Source organism: Caulobacter sp. UNC358MFTsu5.1 (assembly GCF_000712075.1).
In the GTDB taxonomy this organism is placed as follows: Bacteria; Pseudomonadota; Alphaproteobacteria; order Caulobacterales; family Caulobacteraceae; genus Caulobacter.
Genome location: NZ_JONW01000005.1, coordinates 568197 through 586119 on the forward strand (window position 1 = coordinate 568197; position 17923 = coordinate 586119).

Sequence of the window (17923 nt, forward strand, 5' to 3'; positions counted from 1 at the left end):
AGGGCGCGCCATGAGCGGCTACACCATCGCGGCCTCGTCCGAGCTGATGGAGAACTACATCCAGGCGGACGTCCTGCTGCCGCAGGACAAGTTCGTCGCCCTGCAGACCGACGCGGGGGCCTCGCTGCTGTTCTCGCTGGGCACGGGCGGGACGTTCAACCTGACGGTCGAGGCGCCCGGCCAGACCCATGGCTGGCGTCAGGTCGACCTGGGCGGCGCGCTGATCGCCGGCGCCTTCGGCGGCAAGGCCTCGGTCAAGGCGTTCGGCGCGGCCCAGGCGGCGGCGACGGGCGGGGCGGGCGCGCGGATCCACCTGGCCGTGGTGGTCGGCGACGACACCGGCGACCACCTCTATCTCAGCCTGGGCAATTCGGAGTCCGACCTGGGCTGGACCGCCGCCCCGGCCTGGACGGCCGCGCCGTTCGACGCGGTCGACGGCGCCGGCCAGCCGATCGATCCGCCCAGCCCGTTGCGGATCGCCGACGTCCTGATCAGCGAGGCCGGCGACGCCGAATACGTCGTCGTCGATATCCTGCGCGACCCGACCCAGCCCGTGGGCTTCCTGTCGCGCTACTATCTCGACCCCGCCGCCGACGCCGCGCCGAAGTGGCGGCCGCACGACCTGGCCGTCGACATCCAGGCCAAGGACTACGTCTCCCGCCTGGGCCGCGCGGCCCACGCGTTCGGCGTCGACGGGCTCTACACCAAGGGGACCGTCGGGACCTCGGGACAGCTGGTCTACACGCCGCTGTACAACGTCTTCGACCCGTCGCTGCCGGCGCTCCCGTCGCGGCTGAACCTGCCCGGCGGCCTCGTCGCCGACGCGATCGCCGTGGCGCGCAACCCCGACGGCGCCTCCGACCTCTATGTCGCGGCGGCGGGCGGCCTCTACTGGTTCGCCAGCGACAACCAGAAGGACCAGGCGCAGGGCGTGCCGGTCGCCGCCCATCCCCTGCTGTCGGCGGTGCGCGCCCTCCATGCCTACGCCGCCCAGGACGCGGTGACGGTCTGGGGGCTGAACGGCGACGACACCGTCTTCTACCTGACCTGTCCGCTGGGCCGGCAGGCCCAGGCGGCGGCGTGGAGCGCCCCGCTGCCGATCCTGACCGGCGTCGACGCGATCTCGCCCTTCGTCGACCGCGCCTACAGCGCCAACACCTTCTTCGCCCACACGGGGGACGGGCTGGCCAAGCTGGTCAAGTCGCCGACCACCGGCCTGTGGGCCCGGCGGCCGATCACCCTGCCGCCCCGCGACACGACCCAGGCCTCGGCGGCGATCCACAGCTACACCACCCACCTCCAGGTCACCGACGCCGACGGCCGGCCGGCCCGGAACCTGGCCGTGAGGCTGACCGCGACCAACGTCACCTCGGTCTATATCAACCACCTCTACTACCTGGTCGGCCCGTCGCCCGTGGACGTCCTGACCGACGCCCAGGGCGCGGTGACGATCGTGGAGACGACCACCAGCCTGGCCGGCACGCGGTTCCTGGCCTCGGTCGACGGCCAGCCGGACCTCGCCATCAACACCCTGGACGCGGCCTGGGCGCGCAACGCCCAGTACACCACCGCCGACAGCCTGCGCTCGGCCCAGATCGTCGACCGCCAGGGGAACAGCCGCGCCTTCATCCCGGCCGGGACCTCGAAGGGCGACCTGGACCGCGTGGCCTATTCCAACCAGTGCCTGGCCAAGGCCTACGCCAAGGTCGCCGCCGCGCCGTTCCCCCAGGCTCGCCCGGCCGCGCTCGCCCCGCCCCCGTCGCGGACGGCGGCCCTGGCGGCGGCGGGGATCGGCGAGGGCATGGCGGTCGACGTCGGCGACCTGTTCGGCTGGCTGGAGTCGGGCGTCGAGGCGGCGATCCAGTTGGTCGAGGACGCCAGCGACGGCGCCTGGCTGTTCGTGGCCACCATCGGCGAGGCGGTCTATCACGGCGTGCTCGACGGCGTGGAGGCGGTCGTGGCGGCCGCGACCTGGATCTACCACGCCATCAAGGTGGCCGTCGAAGACGTCATCCTGTTCCTGCAGTTCCTGTTCGAATGGCAGGACATCCTGGTCACCCACCGGGTGCTGAAGAACGTCCTCCTGCGCCTGGCCCAGGCGGCGGTCTCGGAGATCGAGACCTTCAAGGCCGATCTGCAGCCGCTGTTCCAGCGGATGCGGAGCGCGCTCGACGGCTGGGCCGACATCCCCGACTTCGAGCAGAGCGCCGGGGCGACCCTGGCGTCGAACCCGCCCGTCGCCGGCCTGAACAGCGCCCCCGCCAACCTCGGCGTCCACCACTTCAAGGGCGGCTGCGCGTCCAGTTCCAGCGACCTGTCGCCCGCCACGCCGGCCGAGGCGATCCTGCAGGACCTGATCCACCTGATGGAGGCCGAGGGCGAGACCCTGGCCGCGGCCGTCGACGCCATCCGCACCGACATCCTCGAACAGTTCAGCAGCCTCAGCCTCACCGACATCCTCAAGCGCCTGGTGGCGATCTTCACCGACACGCTCCTGCAGTCGGCCGAGAACGTGCTGGTCACGATGCTGGACGTGCTGGCCCAGCTGGCGGCGGGGGTGGTCGACACCCTGGCCCACCGGCTGCACATCCCGGTTCTGTCCTGGCTGTACAAGGAGCTGACCGGCGACGACCTGTCGTTCCTCGACCTGGTCTGCCTGGTCGCGGCCATCCCCGTCACCCTGGTCTACAAGGCCGCCGCCCGCCGCGCGCCGTTCCCCAGGCACGACGCCTTCACCCAGGGGCTTATCGCGGCGGGCGACCTCGACGCGATCAAGGCCCAGTTCGTCGCCGCGCCCCATCCTGGCCCGAAGGCCGCCGCCCCGGTGCTGGACCAGGACAAGCTCAAGATCTTCGCCTTCGCGACCGGCGTCGGGTCCCTGTTCGGCGGGATCGTCCTGGTCACGGTCGGCAACATCCAGCGCTTCGCGTTCGACGAGGACGCCCCGCCGGGACTGCCCTATCTCGCGACCCTGGCGACGATCGCCGCCCTGGGCAACTTCACCTACGTCTCGCCCAACATCGCCTCGATCATCAACACGTCGACCGACAACGCGGCCGCGGACTTGAACAACATCCTGACCGTGTTGAGCCTCCTCAAGAGCATGGTCGCCATCCGCTACGCGGCCAGCGTCCCGGCCGGCGAGGTGTTCGCCTTCCTGGAGACCTTCCTGAATATCGCCTGGAACCTGCCGGTGATCGCCAACCTGCTCCAGAACCACGGCGCCTTCGACACCACCTACAAGTCCCTGCTGCCCGAGACCGTCGGCAACCTGGCGTTCAACACCGGCGGCATCCTGGAACTGCCGATCGCTATCGCCGAGGACATCAAGGTGAAGGCCGCCCTCGCCGCGACCCAGGCCGCCCTGATGCTCACCTACGGCGGGCTCATGGTCGCCGCCGCCAGCATCTACCTGTTCGCGCCGGGGCAGGAGCACTAGGGGGAGGCGCCGCTGTCGGTGCGCCATAGGGCCGACCCGCTAAGCGATTGATCTTGTTGCGGCCCGTCTTGGCCACCAATTTCAGGAAACAACTTAACGCAGTCCCTGAATCGCCTTCGGCCAACCTAAGCCGGGCCCAGCGTCGGTTTATGCTGTTCTACGTGGTCGTTCGCGAACGTGCTCGATCGAAATCTCTAAGGCGCCGATACGCCAAAAACGGTCGCCAGCTACTGGCTCGCCATTCGGTCAAGAATATGCGCCTGACTCCAGCCGCTCCAGAGTGCCCGAGATCAGCGCTTGGCCTTCCATTGTGTCCAGGAAATCCATTGGGCAAGCGCCTCCAAATGCAGGTAGGGGCGACCTCAACCAATCGCCCAGCCAAGGCGACGGGATCAAAGTTTGGCGGAGCTTGATTTCTCTCAGTCATATCTTGGACCTGCAGGCCACCGACTTCCGGCAAGATCCGCTTTGTAACGATCGCCTGATCCAAAAGTGTCGTGTAGCCCGCGAGCAGGCCTCGGTCAGATGGAGTTCGGAAGTCTAGAGGCTTGAGGTCGCACGGAGGAAGGAGCCTCCCTCCGAGCTGCACATTACGGGTAAAAAGGTCCCTCGCTTCCTCCGTGCCTAGAAACACAATTGGAACGACGCCATCGTCCAGAAGCCTTTTCAGGCTGTCGGTGACGTCGCTGCGTTCGGAATTTCGATAGTTGAGATGTTGGGCCTCGTCGATGATTAGGAGGTCGGTCTGAAACCTCTGGAAGCACGCCTTCACCCGCATCTTGAGTTTTTGCTCAGTGCCTTGAGACGAATAAGAGTCCCCGAAATAGTCCAGGATTGAGCTCATCAGCCGCTTGGATGTCGCAGCGCGTTCGAGTGCGACGAAGACAATGGGGACGCGTTCTGAATTGCGAGGGTTGCTCGCATGGTATTGCCGGACAAATTCCGCAGTGGCGGTTGTCTTGCCCGATCCCGAGGGCGCGAGCGCGCGGAGATGGGCGCCAAGCCATCGTGGCGAGAAGGCGCGTAGGCCAGCGCCACCTCACCCTCGTTCAGCGACTGCACCTTGGGCGAGTTCTGCAGCCGGGCCATGGCTCGGCGCTCCTTGCCACGAAGCGTGGGTGCGAGATCCTCTAGCTTCTGGTTCAGCCCCGCCCGGACTCGTAGTCGGTCCGCTTCGCTGCAGAACCGCTCCCCCCTCTCCTCGGCCCACTTTTGAAGCTGCCGATGGTGCCAGAGCGACACGCTGCGGGCGTAGTCCGCATCGAGGCAAGGAAGCGTCACGTAAGTGCTGTTGCGCCTGTTCCAGACATGGATCTCCGACAGGCAAGCCGGGTTGTACTTGACCTTGACCGTTGCTGTAGCCGAACCCTTTCTGCGGGGCCTGATCGGCTCATAGCCAATCAGATCTTCGAGCAAGGCTGAAACCTTGCCTTCGTCGTGAAACACCAAGCCGAACAGTTCGACGCCCGACCGCGTGACGCGGCAGGGGTATTTGACAGCACCCAGCATCTTGTCGAGCTGCGCATCGTCCCTGATGACGTCGATTGAATGCTGCTGAGCGCTCTCCTGCCAGAGTTGGGCGGGACAGGCGCTCTGACCGCGACGCGGCGTAATGTGAAAGAGAATAATTGCTTCCGTGAGGAGTTCCTCAAGCTCAGTGAGCGTGAGCGCCGCTTCCTTTTCTGGATCGTATCCAAATTCACGCAAGAGCTCGGGCTTAAGCACGCCACCCGGCAGCTTCCGATTCAGAAGAGAGTTGAGGGTGCCAAACAGGCGCTCGATAGGCGCCTTATAGGTTGGGGAACCAACTGGAGCGAGCCGAAGGGAGGTACCGATATCGGCGAGAGCCTCCTGCATCGCGACGCCGGCAAACTCCCGGCCATCATCGACGACGATTTCGTCGAAGCGACCGAAGATAAACTCAAGGATGGGGAACGGATCGGCGGAGGAAGGAAGATAGATTTTGGGTCGGTTCGCTCCCGTATGACCTAGAGCGCGCTCGCGACCTTAGCGACAGCTTCGCCAAGATTTTTGCGAACGAGCAATTCGTCGATCAGCACAACGCCTTTCACCTGCGTGGCGTGGAGTGGAACGCTTGGTGCGACTGGCGAATGAAGATCGAACAGCGTGGCTTTGCCCGTGGAATTTTGTTTAAGGCTGATTGGAGCCTGCGTCGCTGAGCCTAGCGCGGTGATGATGTCGAATCCGTCGGAGAACTGGCGGCGCAGATCTGCCGCCAAGAGCTCGACGGACGATTGAGCCCGCTCGGGCGAATAAGGCGGGGTCACGCCGGTCATCACCTGCCGCAGCACTTGGGCGCCAAGTTTGCGGTCGAGCAGGTTGTGATCAAGTCGATTGCGGAAGCTCCGCAAGCACCGGTAGCAAGACGCGTCGCAGGCTGCGGGGCAATCCTCCATGATCTCAAGCGCTTTGCAAAATAGTTCGCTGCCGCGAGACGCCATCTGCGGCGAGAAGCCTGCGCCGCCCGCGAGCGTGTCGTAGAGGAAGACTTCCACGGCGGTTCCGGCCGCACCATCGTCGTTCAACGCCGGCCGATGTTCCGCCAGGATTTCACCGGGCTCAATCTCCAACAATTGGCTCGCAGCCTTGGCGATCGCCTCACAGATAGTGCGCATTGCCGACGCGGTCTCGGCGTTGGGCGGTGGCAATCGGATTGGCGAGGTTAGGCTGAAAGAGAACAGCGCTATGTCTGTGACAAATTCCACGCCCAACACCACCCCTCGGGACACGGCCCCCTGACAATTGGGCTCGCTTTCATTGGGGAAAGGTAAGCCGTGGGGCTGGCGCAAATTCACCTCCGGCGAGGCTACGGACTCAATGCGCCCGCAACGCACGCAGTACTCGTAGCCGTCGCCGCCGGGTCCAGAGTTCGAAACGAGTAGATGCTTGCGGGTAGCAAGACCCCGGAGCCTGGCATTTATCTCGTGGTCGAAGTCTTGGACGCCGGTCGACATGACAAGTTTGGCTCGCGTGGCGTAGGCGGTTTCGTTCGGTTCGTCCGGCGTGGTGACAGCCGGTTGATCCCAGAGATGGGCAAAGCCGGGTGGGCGGAACCAGGGTTTGCTCGGACCGAACGTGCCCGGCGTCTGGCAGGCCTCACAGGTGAGGGTTTCTCCACGCCGGCCTGGGTCGAAATCGATGGTCTTCGCGTGACCGCACCGGGCGCACTCGTAATAAAGCTTGCGGCGACCCCAAGCGTTCTTTCGGTCGTGCGGGAACGGTGAATAGATCGCTCGCGAGGTGTACTGCTTGCCGGCGATCCAGATCTGCTTATTTGGGGCGTACTGCGACAGGGCCACGTTGAGGCCTTGACTGGGGGCGAATTCCATCTCGTGACGAAAGCCCGTCGAGTTCGGGCTGAACACATAGAAGGGTGCGACGTCGGTCGGGAAAGCGTAGCGCGGTAGGACGCCCCAATAGAGCAGGCGGTCCAATAGATTGTCAGAGGCCACATCGACCAGATCCTCGGCCTCTGGCTGAGGATCTTGCTCCGCGCCTTCGGTCTCGGTGCCTCCGCTTGACGTGTCCGCCGACCCAATCGCCTCGGGCCCATCGAGCACTTCAGGCTGCTTATCGGCTTCAAGGGCGACCGGCATCGGGGGTTGTCCGCCTGTGGCCTCGTCTACGGCGGCCAGCAGATCGGGGATGAAGTCGGCAATCAACCCCGCGCGATCTGCTGACGAAAGCTCGGTCGGCAACCAGCGTTGCAAGGCACCTACCAAGTCGTCGCGCGCCAACTCCAGCCACTCTGCCAGGTCCACACGATTGAGGATGCCTGTCGAGTCCCGGAAATCGCCGACCTTTCCGAGCACGGAGAACAGGTTGGCGGCGGCCTCGGTGGTATGATCGAGATCCGGCAGACGTGCTTCGTGATAGCGCTGGAGCACGAACGCCCGGATGTGGCGACGGGCGATGTCGGGATTTTCCAGCGTGAGGCGGGGGTCGATGACCTCCCCTCGGATCATTTCCTGGGGCCGCGTAAAATAGTGATCGTCGTGGCTGTCGGCGCTACCGAAGGCCACCACCGTGGCCACGGCGTTGCCGCGGCGACCGGCGCGGCCGGCGCGCTGCTGGTAGTTCGCCCGCCCCGGAGGCATGTTTCGAAGCGCGACCCCCGATAGTTCACCAATATCGATACCGACCTCCATGGTCGTCGTGCTGGAGAGAACGTCGATCGCCGTCTCCGGCACGTCGGTGTTGCGCCAAGCCAGGTCGATGTCCTGGAAGCGCATTTCGTGGTGTTCCGCCCGGGAGAAAGCCTCGTCAGGGCGAGCCGCGTTTAACTGTGCGGTGTGTTCCGCAGCGATCAGGGACATCAACGCGGGCTGGTCGGACTCGAGAGCATCGATCACCGGTGTGCGATAGAACCCTTTGCGAGCCTGGAAGACGTCGTCGGCGTCCGGATCGAAGGCGTGGATGTCGTCCGAACTGCAGTCGATGCAGACGCTGAGCGTGCTGATCGGCCGATGCACTGACGTGCAGCGGTTGCACCGGCGCCAGGTTCCGCCAATTTCCAGGGTAAGATTCCGAGCCACCATCCGATGCTGGCCGTTAATGTTCTCGGTCAGAAGTGGGAGCAGGACCGGGAGCCAGCCCTTCTTGAACGCCGACTTCAACGCCGGCGTGCTGAAGATGGAATTTAACGGCTTAAACTCCCCACGGTGCGCGCGGACGAGCCCGCCCGTGCCCCACCATCCTGGCGGCATGTCCTTGAACCATATACCGGGTTTTCGGGCCCACGCTCTCAGCCAGGCGCGAACTACCGCCAGCTTGGTCTCCGGCGTCTCTGCCAACCCCGGTAGGGGCGGGAGCATTGTTACAAGCTTGTCGGTGTGTTTTGGCGCCTCGCGGATTGAGGCCACCGCGAGCGCTTCGAAGCCCAGGACATTGTCGCGTAACGTATCAGCGATGGCGCGTGTCAGATTGACCGGCGGCTTCTCATTGATGAGCGCCATCAGTTCCTGAGCATCCGGAACACTGCCCGGCGCGGTGTCGTGCAGAGTGGGCGTGACCTCGGATGCCTCAAGGCCAGGCCGCAGGCGAACCCCAAAACGGTGGGCGGCCACGATCACGGCCATGTAGGCGTTGTCGAGCACCACGGCCGGCAATCCGTCCTCTAGCATCCGATAACCCCTCGGCAGCAGGGCGCGAATAGTGTCCTTGAACGAGAAGTTCTGCAGCGTCGGGGCCAGTCGCGCCGCGACCTGGCGAGAATCCGAGAAGACCAGAACCTTACGACCGCGTAGCGGCGCGAACTCGGTGGCCGGCCTGGGGCTAGGCGGCTGAACCTTGATTTGAGAACTTAGCAGCGCTTGGAAGGGCTGATCGCCCTTTGTTATGTGATCCTGAACACTCGACTTGTTGCCGCGCGCGTATTTCTTACAGCAGCCGCAGGGGGCGAACTGACCGGCCCTGACCGCACTTCCGTCGCCGTCCACCTCATCGTCGTCATCGTCCTCATCATCACCGCTGTCCGCCTGGCCGGCCATGGCGATGGTCGAGGGCGCCAAATAGACGATGCGTGTTCGCTCGCTCGGGTGAGGCGGATCAAGCCGACCAGTGACCAGATCGTAGACGGCAGGAATGCCAAGCGTGGCTGCGGCGGGCGGCTCCAGTAGCAGGTCGAGCGGCTCCAGCGCCTCAACGAAGCCGTCGGCGGTAAGCATCTGATGACCTGCATCGGCGAAAATCTGCCGCGGCCGGCTGACGTCCTTTGTGTAGGCACGAGCGTACGAAGTGCCGCAGTACCGGCAGGTGAAGTACTCCAAAACCGGGGCGTTACAGGCGCACCGGGCGCGCGGCTGGCTGTAGAGGCGGCCGATTGGACCGCCGCGGTCGAGCGGTGGGAGATCTTCGCAGTCCGGATTAGTGCAGGCCCACAGGCCGGGTAAGCCCCGATAGAAGGCGTGAATTCGGCAGGGTAAGAGGCTCGCGTCGTCGGGCTTGAGCCGCGCCCGGCTGCCTAGCGCCAATAGGGCGTTGATGGCTTGGTCGCCGCGGGGCGTGTCGATCTTTGGAAATACGCGCTGCCGAACTTCGTCGAACGATAGGGCGCCGACCATGGTGGCGTTGACGAGCCGACTGAACGGGGCCCAGCCAGACAGCGCCGCGTGAAGGTCGGGTCCGTGTCCTGCGCCGCTCGGCTTGCCGCGATAGGCGAGGAACGATGCGATCGACTGGTCGCGCTCGGCATCGAGATCGGAATAGAACTTGGCCATGTCGACGCTGCAGAGGGCCATGGCGTCGGCTTCGACGCCGTCGCCCTCACCGGGTTGAAGCTTCAGATCACCGGTGATTGGTCGAAAGCTCGACGGTTCCGCCCCCGAGAGCTGGCCACCGAACACGCCGGCCGTCTTCTTACCCTCGGCGCTAAAGCTCGCCGTGGCGCAGATTACCTGAAACCTCTCCGCGGGGATATCCAGCCGTTCGCGCAGGCGCCGCAACAGCAAGCCGACCTCGGCGCCCTGGGCGCCGCGATAGAGGTGAGCTTCGTCGAGGACGATGAGAAATTTCTCATCTGGGCATGCTTTCAGCCAGGCCCGCGTCTGATCGAAGATCGGGCGCTCGATGGGCCGGAGCATCATATATTCCAGCATCGAGTAGTTGGTGATCAGCAGGTCAGGCGGACTGACCTGCACTTCGTAGCGGGTTAGAAGTTCGGCTTCGCCCGCCCGGGTGATCGCCCTTCGGAACTCGCCGTTCGAGTCCAACCAATTGCCGCTGCCGAACCAACCGCCCACGCTCGGCTTGGCGGGCCATTTGCCCTTGTCATGGAGCTTGCCCTGCAGACCTTGCGCCTTGGCCGGAGCCGACTGCGGTGGAGTGCCCGGGCCGACCTGGGCTGCGGCGTCTTCGATATCGACGAAGAAGTCGCCGATCGATTTGAGCCGTCGCGAGTCCTTTTGGCGTGTGCGCACCCCGGCGTAGGGCGTGCGGCTGGTGTAGCGCGCGAAGAGGGCCGCCCGCCCGGACCATTGCTCGAAAGCGCTAACGACGCGCGGGTCGCCAAACAGCAGCCGCAGCCGGCCCAGTTGGTCGTTGACCAGGGCGTTCATCGGATAGAGCACCATGGCGCGAACGGCGTGATGCTTGGCGAACTGCTCCGGTTTGTCGTGGGCCTCGACCGCCAGCTTGCCGATGATCGGCAGTAGGAATGACTCGGTCTTGCCGGAGCCGGTCCCCGTCATGATCATCAGGTTTCTGAGCTCCACCAGAATGCCTTCGATGGCTTCGGCCTGGTGGATGTAGGGCGGATCGAACAGCAGTGGTTTGCCCGCAGAAGGATCGGAGAGCCGCATGTAGAGGTCGCGTGCGCCCTTCGGTAGGTTCGCCATCTCCGCATAGCGCTTGCCTGTCTGATAGCGCGGCGTGGATTCCAGGAACGGGTTCTGGAAGATGCCGCCGATCTCTTCGAGCAACTGGCGGCGCTGGCGCACGACGGACGGATCGGCGACGTGATAGGTCGCCTCGATATAGCCCAGCAAGGTGCGCTGCAGCGCCTCGATCGTCTCTTGAATGGTCGCGGTCATTTGAGCCCCACCGGCGAGATCATTGCGCTTCTGTCAGCCAGAGTTTTTCGGATAGCGCAGCGAGCTCGTCGGCTGCGGCGGCCGCTGGAACAGTGTAGGCGAAGAGGCAGCCAGCGCGGGACGACTTGTCCCCTTTGACGGCCAGTCGTCGCTCGGCGAAGGCCGGCAACGGCGAGAAGAACGCCAAATCCACGTCCTCGCCGGAGGTCGAAGGCCTGACCTGCTGAGGGCTGTTGGCGGTGGCGTCGAAGGCGGCTTGGATACGCCAGGCCAAATCGCACGGCCGCTCCCAATTGTCAGTCGGGACGAGATCGTGAAGCCGTCTGGGCTCGCCGCGCTCCAGCTCGACCAGGCACCAAGGCCGCACACCGAACAGTTGCTGGCGCCGCGCCACGAAGACACCCGTGTCGTTCGACGCGGGCGGGCGCCAACGGCCCGCATAGAAGGTCACGGGACTTTCGGGATCAATGAGGGTCAAACCCTCCACCGGCGCAGTCGCCAGCGGCGTCTTTGACAGCTCGCCGCGGCTAGAGTCGGAATAGCTCCTGGCCGAGGTGCTGACGGGCGCGCGCAGCCATGCTGTCTCGGGGAGTTCGACAAGGCCTAGCGCCTTCAAATGGTCGATCACCGTAGCGGCCATCGGCTGCCGCAGGCTGCGCAAGGGGCCTTGGTGCTGCACATGGGCTGCAAGGTCGCCCAGCAATGCGGTCGGTTGATCACCAGCCACGCCCAAAATGATCAGATCGCCGTTGCTCCGCCGCACGAAGCTCGGGGGTGCTGGGCGCAGGACCAAACTGCCGGTGCGCCAGGCGTCGCCATCCTGCGGCGTCACCTCAAGAACATCCCCGTAGGCAATAAGGGCGTCGAGGATTGCGTCGTACCATTCGCCATCTTCGCCGATGACGCCGACCAGCGGTTCACGCGCGAAGTGGAGCGCGTCCGCTCGGGAACAAGGCGCAAGCGCCGAGACTGCCCGGCGCAGCGACTGAGCAGCGAGCGCCTCCGGCGAAACACCTGGCCCGCTGAGAGCCAGGGCGCGCGCTGTCCTGGTGAGGACGCCGGCGAGGGTCAGCAACTGAATCATGCCGCGACCGCCCCCTTGATTGCGGGGGCTGTCGCCTGGGCGAGGAACGCGCCTCGAACCAGCGGACGGACAGCGAGCAGGCGTCCGATCGCTTCAGCAGGGTTGAGGCCAGCGGGCGGCCGGTATCTCCAAGGTCTGAATGCCAAGGTGGCCGCCTGATTCGCCAAGTCTCGATCAGAGGTGATGCTGTAGTGCTGCGCGTGACGGAAGAGCTCCGCTCGGACTCGGGGCCAGGGCAAATTCACCCAGTCGGTCGTCCGCATCCGCCACCCAAAGCCTGGTGATCCGCCGACGCCCCCTTGAGCTCGCTCCAAGGTCGGTGTCGCAACAGTCCCAAGCAAAGCCGTCCAATTTGCACCGCAGGCCGTGCGCCGCAATTCGGCGTAGAGGCCGGCCAGGGTCTGGGTCTTCCGAACGGCGGCCAGGCGCCCGATTGGACGGGCGCGTCGCCAGTGCTGCAGTGCTGCGACCAGCGTCACAACCGCTGGCGCGGGTTCGTCTGAGCCAGGACTGCAGTCCTGGCGCAAGCCGAGCTCGGAAAAGGCGGAGAGGCGCTCGGTGACCGGAACTGACGCAAATGCTATGTAACGCTCGCCTTTGTAGGTGGCGCTGTAGAGCGCCCCGGGACCTGGCATGTCGATGCCGGCGACAAGATCGCTGGCGTTGGCGGTGCGGAAACGGGCTGGTGAGGCGACGTCAATCCGCGTCACGCGAACGTCCTCGTCGTGGGCCGTCTCGTCGATCAGTCGCAAATGCTGCCGAACCGGGTCAAGGCTCCACCGCAGCGGTTCGACGCGGTGCGGGAACCGGACGGTCTGTCGCCCGAGTTCATCCAGCTCCGCAACCAGATCCACGCGGTGGGCGGCGTCGATAGCGTCCGAATACTCCTTGAGGCGGCGTAGGGCGGGTGCGAACCCATTCTCGCCCATGGGCAGGGAAATCTGGGTGAGCGGGCCGCCACCCGCGACCTGGCCGCTGGCGTCTATCGTCTCCAGACGCCAGTTAACCCGCCGCCCAGACGGGCCATAGAGCGACACTGCGGCGTGACCGGTCAGCACGTTTTCGAGGCTCGCATTGGCTGGGTCCAGGAGAACGCGAAAGCCCGCCCGCTCCGACGCCACGTCGGTCCAGGGACGCGGTTCGAACACTTCGAAATCGAAAGCAACAGGGCTGACGTCGATGGCGCCGTCTGCGGTCGCGTTGCGGGCAACGGCCGAAATTCTGAGGGTATGGCGGCCGACGGGTAGGGCGCCCAGCGACACAAGGATCGCGGCGTCGGCCGCTGCTAAGCGACTCCGGCCGCCAGCGTCCAAGTCGAGGATGAATTCTGCGGCCGGAAAATCCGCAGTGAGCCGCAACATCACTTCCTCGCCGGCCGCCCAGCTCGGGCCGTCGAAGTCGCGACGGACGACAGGGTTGAGGCCAAGAGGTTCGACCCGCGCTCGAAGCGAATAGCCGAGACCCAGCTGCTTCAGCGCGGTCCGATAGGCCTGTGAAATCGATGGCGGGGTTTTGAAGGCGTAGGCGAAGGCACCCGTCAAACCCGTGGTCGTCGAACGCATGGCCAAGGAACGAGCGAGTTCGGCCGGAACGGCTCCGCGCGCCACCACCACGTAGCCTTGGGAAGGCCGGACTTGATTGCCGGCGACCTGTCGGTACGCATTGTCTTCGTGGCGCCGCAACAGCCACAACGGACGGTCTTCGAGAGTGATCAGCGGTGCAAGGAGCGGGAGCACGGCACCCGATGCGCCCTCCAACTCGATCGCCGAGTCGCCCGCTTCGGGAAAGCTTACCAGCGGAACCTCGCGGTTGGACCATGAGAGCAGGACTGCACCCGGAGCCCAGCGCTCGGTTTCGCCGTGCTGTCGGACCCTCATCCGGCCCAGGGCCGCTGGGGCCAGTGCGGCCTTTTTAAACGCTGCGGCAAAGTCGGGCATGTGCAGGCCAAGCTGGGTGGCCCCATCCGCGACACGAGCCACCAGGCGTGGGGGCCGAACCATGTCGTCTGATTTCGCCAAGCCCGACCGGGGTTTGCCGTCACCGGCGAGCGTCGACGCGGCGACTCCGCGCGCCGACCGAAGAACTTGCCGCGCCGCGCGCAGGAACTCGCCGGCTTCTCGCCGCCCCTCAAGGTCGGCCACGATGCGCGACAGGGTGTTTGGAATGATCCGTGGTACGAGTTCGTTCAGATCCTCGTCGCGAAGCGCCAGCACGATCCGACCCGTCAGATCGGTCTGTTCCAAGAAATCGTCATAGCGCGCCGACCGCTGGTCGCCTGTCGCGGCCAGATAGGCGCCGATCTCGTCGGCGCCCGCGTCGGCGAGCCGGCTGAGTCCATAGCGGATATGGAAGAGATGGCGGGCGAAATGGCCTTGAAGATACTTGGGCAATAGAGCGCCGGCGATCGGCCACGCGATTATGCTAAAGTGCTGCGCCCAGCGCCCTTCTGGGGTGGGGCCAGCGAACTCTCGCTGGAACCGCTCAAACCAAGCGCGGAGCACTTGGCGGTCCGTCTGGGCGCGCCAGGCTCCAGCTGTGAGTTCCAACGACGGCCAATATTCGTCACCGTCGTAGCCGTAGCCCGCTTCCGCGGCCAAAGTGACCCACACCAGCCAATGTTGGCGACGAAGCCCGTAGGTGCGGTGTTCCAGTGACGCCGCCTCGCGCGCTGCCCGGATGATGTCCTCGGTCTGGCCATGCTCTATGGCGTAGACGGGATAGCCCGCCGGCCTTCGCAGATCGGCCAGCGCCGCGAAGTGCGCTTCAAGCTGGATTTGGAGGGTATCCAGCATCGGGGACCTATCCAGTCCGGCGAAGGTCGGCGCCAGGGAGTTCGACCAGGCCGCGGATCAGGCGCGGGATCTTCGCGCGCGTCCAACTGCGATAGTCGATTTCGCCACGCTCCGCGCGCGGGGCCATCCAGCGTGCCACCGCCATGTCCGAGATTTCAGCGACCGTTCGCAGTCCGGTGATGTCGGGTTCTGCCTGGCCGTTGTGCAATACGTCGAAGGCGTTGGTTGCCAACTTGGCGACAAACACCTCGCGCTGGATGCCATGCTTCAAGACCGTTTCGTTGATCCGGAGGGCCTTCAACGCCGCCCGGATCGTCCTGAGCCGCCAATTGGGTCCCTCGCCAAACTCGTGGCGATCAGCGTAGGCATGGTCACGTTCGCGTAGAAAATCGCGCATCTGCTCGAACAGCGCGTCGGTGATGTGGAAATGACCCCAGCCGATCGTGAAGCCGATGCGCTCGAAGTACGGCTCGCCCTCAAGCCGCAGGCGGTTGTAGACCGACGATCGGCCCATGGACGACGTGGTCGTGACGGCGAGCAAATTTGCGGACTTCTCCGTCTTGGAGATCACGCCCACCGTTGTGCCGTACTTGGCTTTAAAGTCGTCATAGACGTCGCGGGAACGGATCAGACACGCGACTGCCTTGCCGCCCAGGAGGAAGCTGTAGGGCGGCACAGCTCCGAGCACGTAAGCGTCGAGCAAGCCAACTAGGCGCTCGGCGCGATCATGCACGGTCCAACCAATCGCATGGTCGCGGACGGACAGATTGTAGACCGGATCGCCCAGGGCGATCACACCTGCCAGCCGGTCGTGCGCCTCGTCCCAGACCAGGTACCGCATCCGGCGGCCAAACCCTACCGAGACTGGAACCGACCACGTCATGGTCGCGACCCGGAAGATATCCGCTTCAAGTGTATCGGATTTCACGACACGCAGCGTCAATCGGACGTGATTGACGTCGATTTCCGCCCCATCGGCGAAATAGGGCAAAGCCCGCGGAAGCGCGCGCTCCAAAAACGGCTGGGCGTCCTGCAGCCGACTGCGGCGCTGGGCGCGATGCAACTGGCGGACAACTGTCTTGCCCTCCCCGGGCAGCACCAATTCGCCCTCCGAGTTCTTGGTGAAGCCCAGAGTTTTGAAATGGCGTCGTATGGTCCGCTTGAGCGCGGCTTCTTTGTCAAAAGGTCTTGCGACGCTCCCTGGCTGATCACTCACACTGTCCCCGCCGCCTCCCGCCACCATCGAATCCAGCGGGATGTGATCACCGCTCCAAACTGGAGCTTGCACTATAATATTCAGGGCGCACAACCTCGGAGGGTGGTCAATTAGGCCTGCTCTGGTTCGGCTGTCATCTCGTGTCAGCAGGGGAAGGGCTAACCGAGCCGGTGAGCAGCATCATATTGAGTTCGGGGCTTCTGATGCGGTTCGCTATCAATGGTACCCGGCTGTATTCTGCGCCTTCTTCGGTCTCGCCGACGGCCGTCGGGTTTGCGGCGCGATTTGCGCCGTAAGCCCTGCATCCTCAACGGGAGACACATGATGTCCCAGTCCAGTCAAAATGCCGCTGAGACAATTGTCGCCAATGGCTGGATTCCACCGAAGGCAGCGCGGTGGACGGCGACAGGCGCGCCAGTCTCCCGGCCTTATGCGTCGGGTGCAGCGTCGATGCAGTGAGGACCTTCGCCGGCTGCGGTGCGGCCTTGATGCACGCTGAGACTCTGGCCTAAGGCCAACGCTTCGGGGTTGATGTCGCCTAACACTAAGTTTCTGGAAGGAGCGACGCGCGTACCTCGCCGCGTCCCAGCAGTCGGCTGAACTTTCGATAGTCGCTGTGTTCAAAGCGCCAGCGGCCGGCGACGACCGCAGGATGGACTTTGGCGTGCTCCGCAAGCTCGATGATGTCTTCGGACGACATCTCCGGCGAGGCGTGAGACGCCCATAGAGAGTCAGGAATTAGAGCATTGCGCGCGAACGCGTCGGCTTCCGCTTCGATCTGATCTGAGCTGCTGACCTCAAGATCATCCAGGATGACCGATACGTTCGGTCCCAGATGACAGCACACATGTGCGAATTCGTGTAAAAGCGTAAACCAGAAGTTGTCTAGACGATCGTGGCGCAAAGTCATCGCGATGATCGGTGTGCCGTCGTGCCGGCAAATGGCCGCGCCGTCCAAGAAGGTTCCTGGCAGGTGCTCTAGAACAACAAAAACAATCCCAAGCGCCGCCAGTTCTGCTTTGAGCCGCTCTGGCCAGTCATCATGGACACTCAGCGCGGCCAGGCGTCGAGCGTCTTTCCCCGTTAGAGCTTTCTTTCGCTTCGACGGAATGTCTGCGGTTTCGGCCTTCAGAAGAACGGCGCCACACCACCCCTCAAGCGCGGCAAAGTCCGTTTTGGCGTTAGTCCTATCGGTCCGTGTCTTCCTCAACATCGCCATTGCCGGAGACAGGTTCGTGGTGCGCGCCAGGAACGCGTCCCAGGTTTCTTTCGGTTTGAGGAAGCCCAGGCTCCGCAGCTTCTCGATCGCACTCTGAGATCCCGTGGAGGCGCGTTTGGGGGGCTCATGCCGGATCGGGCCGATAAGAGAGGCGATAGGAATTCCAAGGTGCTGATGTAGAGCGCGAATTTGATCGACGGTCGGCTGCCGCTGACCGGTCAAAATCTCGGAAACGCGTGATTTAGAACCAAGGTACGGCGCTAGATCGCGCGGCTTTAGCCCAGCCTGATCCATACGGAATCGGATGGCGTCCGCCGCCGTCGTGGCCATCGGAGGCATCTTCGAGGCCTCCCAGCGCTCGATGAGCATTTGCAGCACTTCGAGTTGATCAACTGACGCCCGGTCGGTCTTCGTGATCAGGCTGCTCGCCTGTTTCATCGCGACCTCGTAGTCGGCGTCCGAGCGAATAGGTGTGATCGTCAATTCGCCTTACCTCTTCCGCGCGTCGGACGTTGCTCGGTTCTTGCCACTGAGTCCACGCCGACGATCAAGATGATGCTTGTGCTGTAGTTCACCACGAGCCGAACGAAGCACTGCGGCCCCACGACGATGGTGACATTCGC

At 64.4% G+C, this 17923-nt stretch carries 8 protein-coding genes and 1 pseudogene; 1 reads left to right on the forward strand and 8 read right to left on the reverse strand.

Going from position 1 to position 17923, the window contains the following annotated elements; translation table 11 throughout:
* The first annotated feature begins 10 nt into the window (after nucleotides 1-10).
* The gene (locus BR39_RS0104550) at nucleotides 11-3439 is read left to right on the forward strand and encodes a hypothetical protein (protein ID WP_051695180.1); all 3429 of its coding nucleotides are present in this window, start codon (nucleotides 11-13) and stop codon (nucleotides 3437-3439) included.
* Nucleotides 3440-3685: 246 nt separating this feature from the next.
* Here BR39_RS0104550 and BR39_RS27230 read toward each other — a convergent pair whose 3' ends face one another.
* The 8 genes and pseudogenes from BR39_RS27230 to BR39_RS26055 form a co-directional block, all read right to left on the reverse strand.
* Nucleotides 3686-3835 (reverse strand): MbcA/ParS/Xre antitoxin family protein, encoded by a 150-nt coding sequence (locus tag BR39_RS27230; protein ID WP_255347286.1) that lies wholly within the window; start codon nucleotides 3833-3835, stop codon nucleotides 3686-3688.
* A 232-nt stretch (nucleotides 3836-4067) separates the two neighbouring features.
* Nucleotides 4068-4361, reverse strand: a pseudogene (locus tag BR39_RS27235) (TniB family NTP-binding protein); the annotation flags it as partial.
* Entirely contained in the window at nucleotides 4283-5296 is a 1014-nt protein-coding gene (locus BR39_RS26915) for a hypothetical protein (protein WP_231499396.1), read from the reverse strand. The gene BR39_RS26915 and the pseudogene BR39_RS27235, both read right to left, overlap by 79 nt.
* 131 nt (nucleotides 5297-5427) lie before the next feature.
* On the reverse strand, nucleotides 5428-10989 hold the full coding sequence (locus tag BR39_RS0104560) for a DEAD/DEAH box helicase (RefSeq protein WP_029908162.1): 5562 nt from the start codon (nucleotides 10987-10989) through the stop codon (nucleotides 5428-5430).
* 19 nt (nucleotides 10990-11008) lie between these two features.
* On the reverse strand, nucleotides 11009-12073 hold the full coding sequence (locus tag BR39_RS0104565) for a hypothetical protein (RefSeq protein WP_029908164.1): 1065 nt from the start codon (nucleotides 12071-12073) through the stop codon (nucleotides 11009-11011).
* Nucleotides 12070-14865 carry a hypothetical protein gene (locus BR39_RS0104570; protein ID WP_029908165.1) on the reverse strand — a complete coding sequence of 932 codons (2796 nt, stop codon included), beginning with the start codon at nucleotides 14863-14865 and terminating at the stop codon, nucleotides 12070-12072. The genes BR39_RS0104565 and BR39_RS0104570 overlap by 4 nt, the downstream gene beginning before the upstream one ends.
* A 7-nt stretch (nucleotides 14866-14872) precedes the next feature.
* Nucleotides 14873-16153, reverse strand: coding sequence for a Druantia anti-phage system protein DruA (locus BR39_RS0104575; RefSeq protein WP_197026642.1), 1281 nt, complete (start codon nucleotides 16151-16153; stop codon nucleotides 14873-14875).
* Nucleotides 16154-16625: 472 nt separating this feature from the next.
* Entirely contained in the window at nucleotides 16626-17783 is a 1158-nt protein-coding gene (locus tag BR39_RS26055; protein WP_081916537.1) for an ImmA/IrrE family metallo-endopeptidase, read from the reverse strand.
* Nucleotides 17784-17923: the final 140 nt, after the last annotated feature.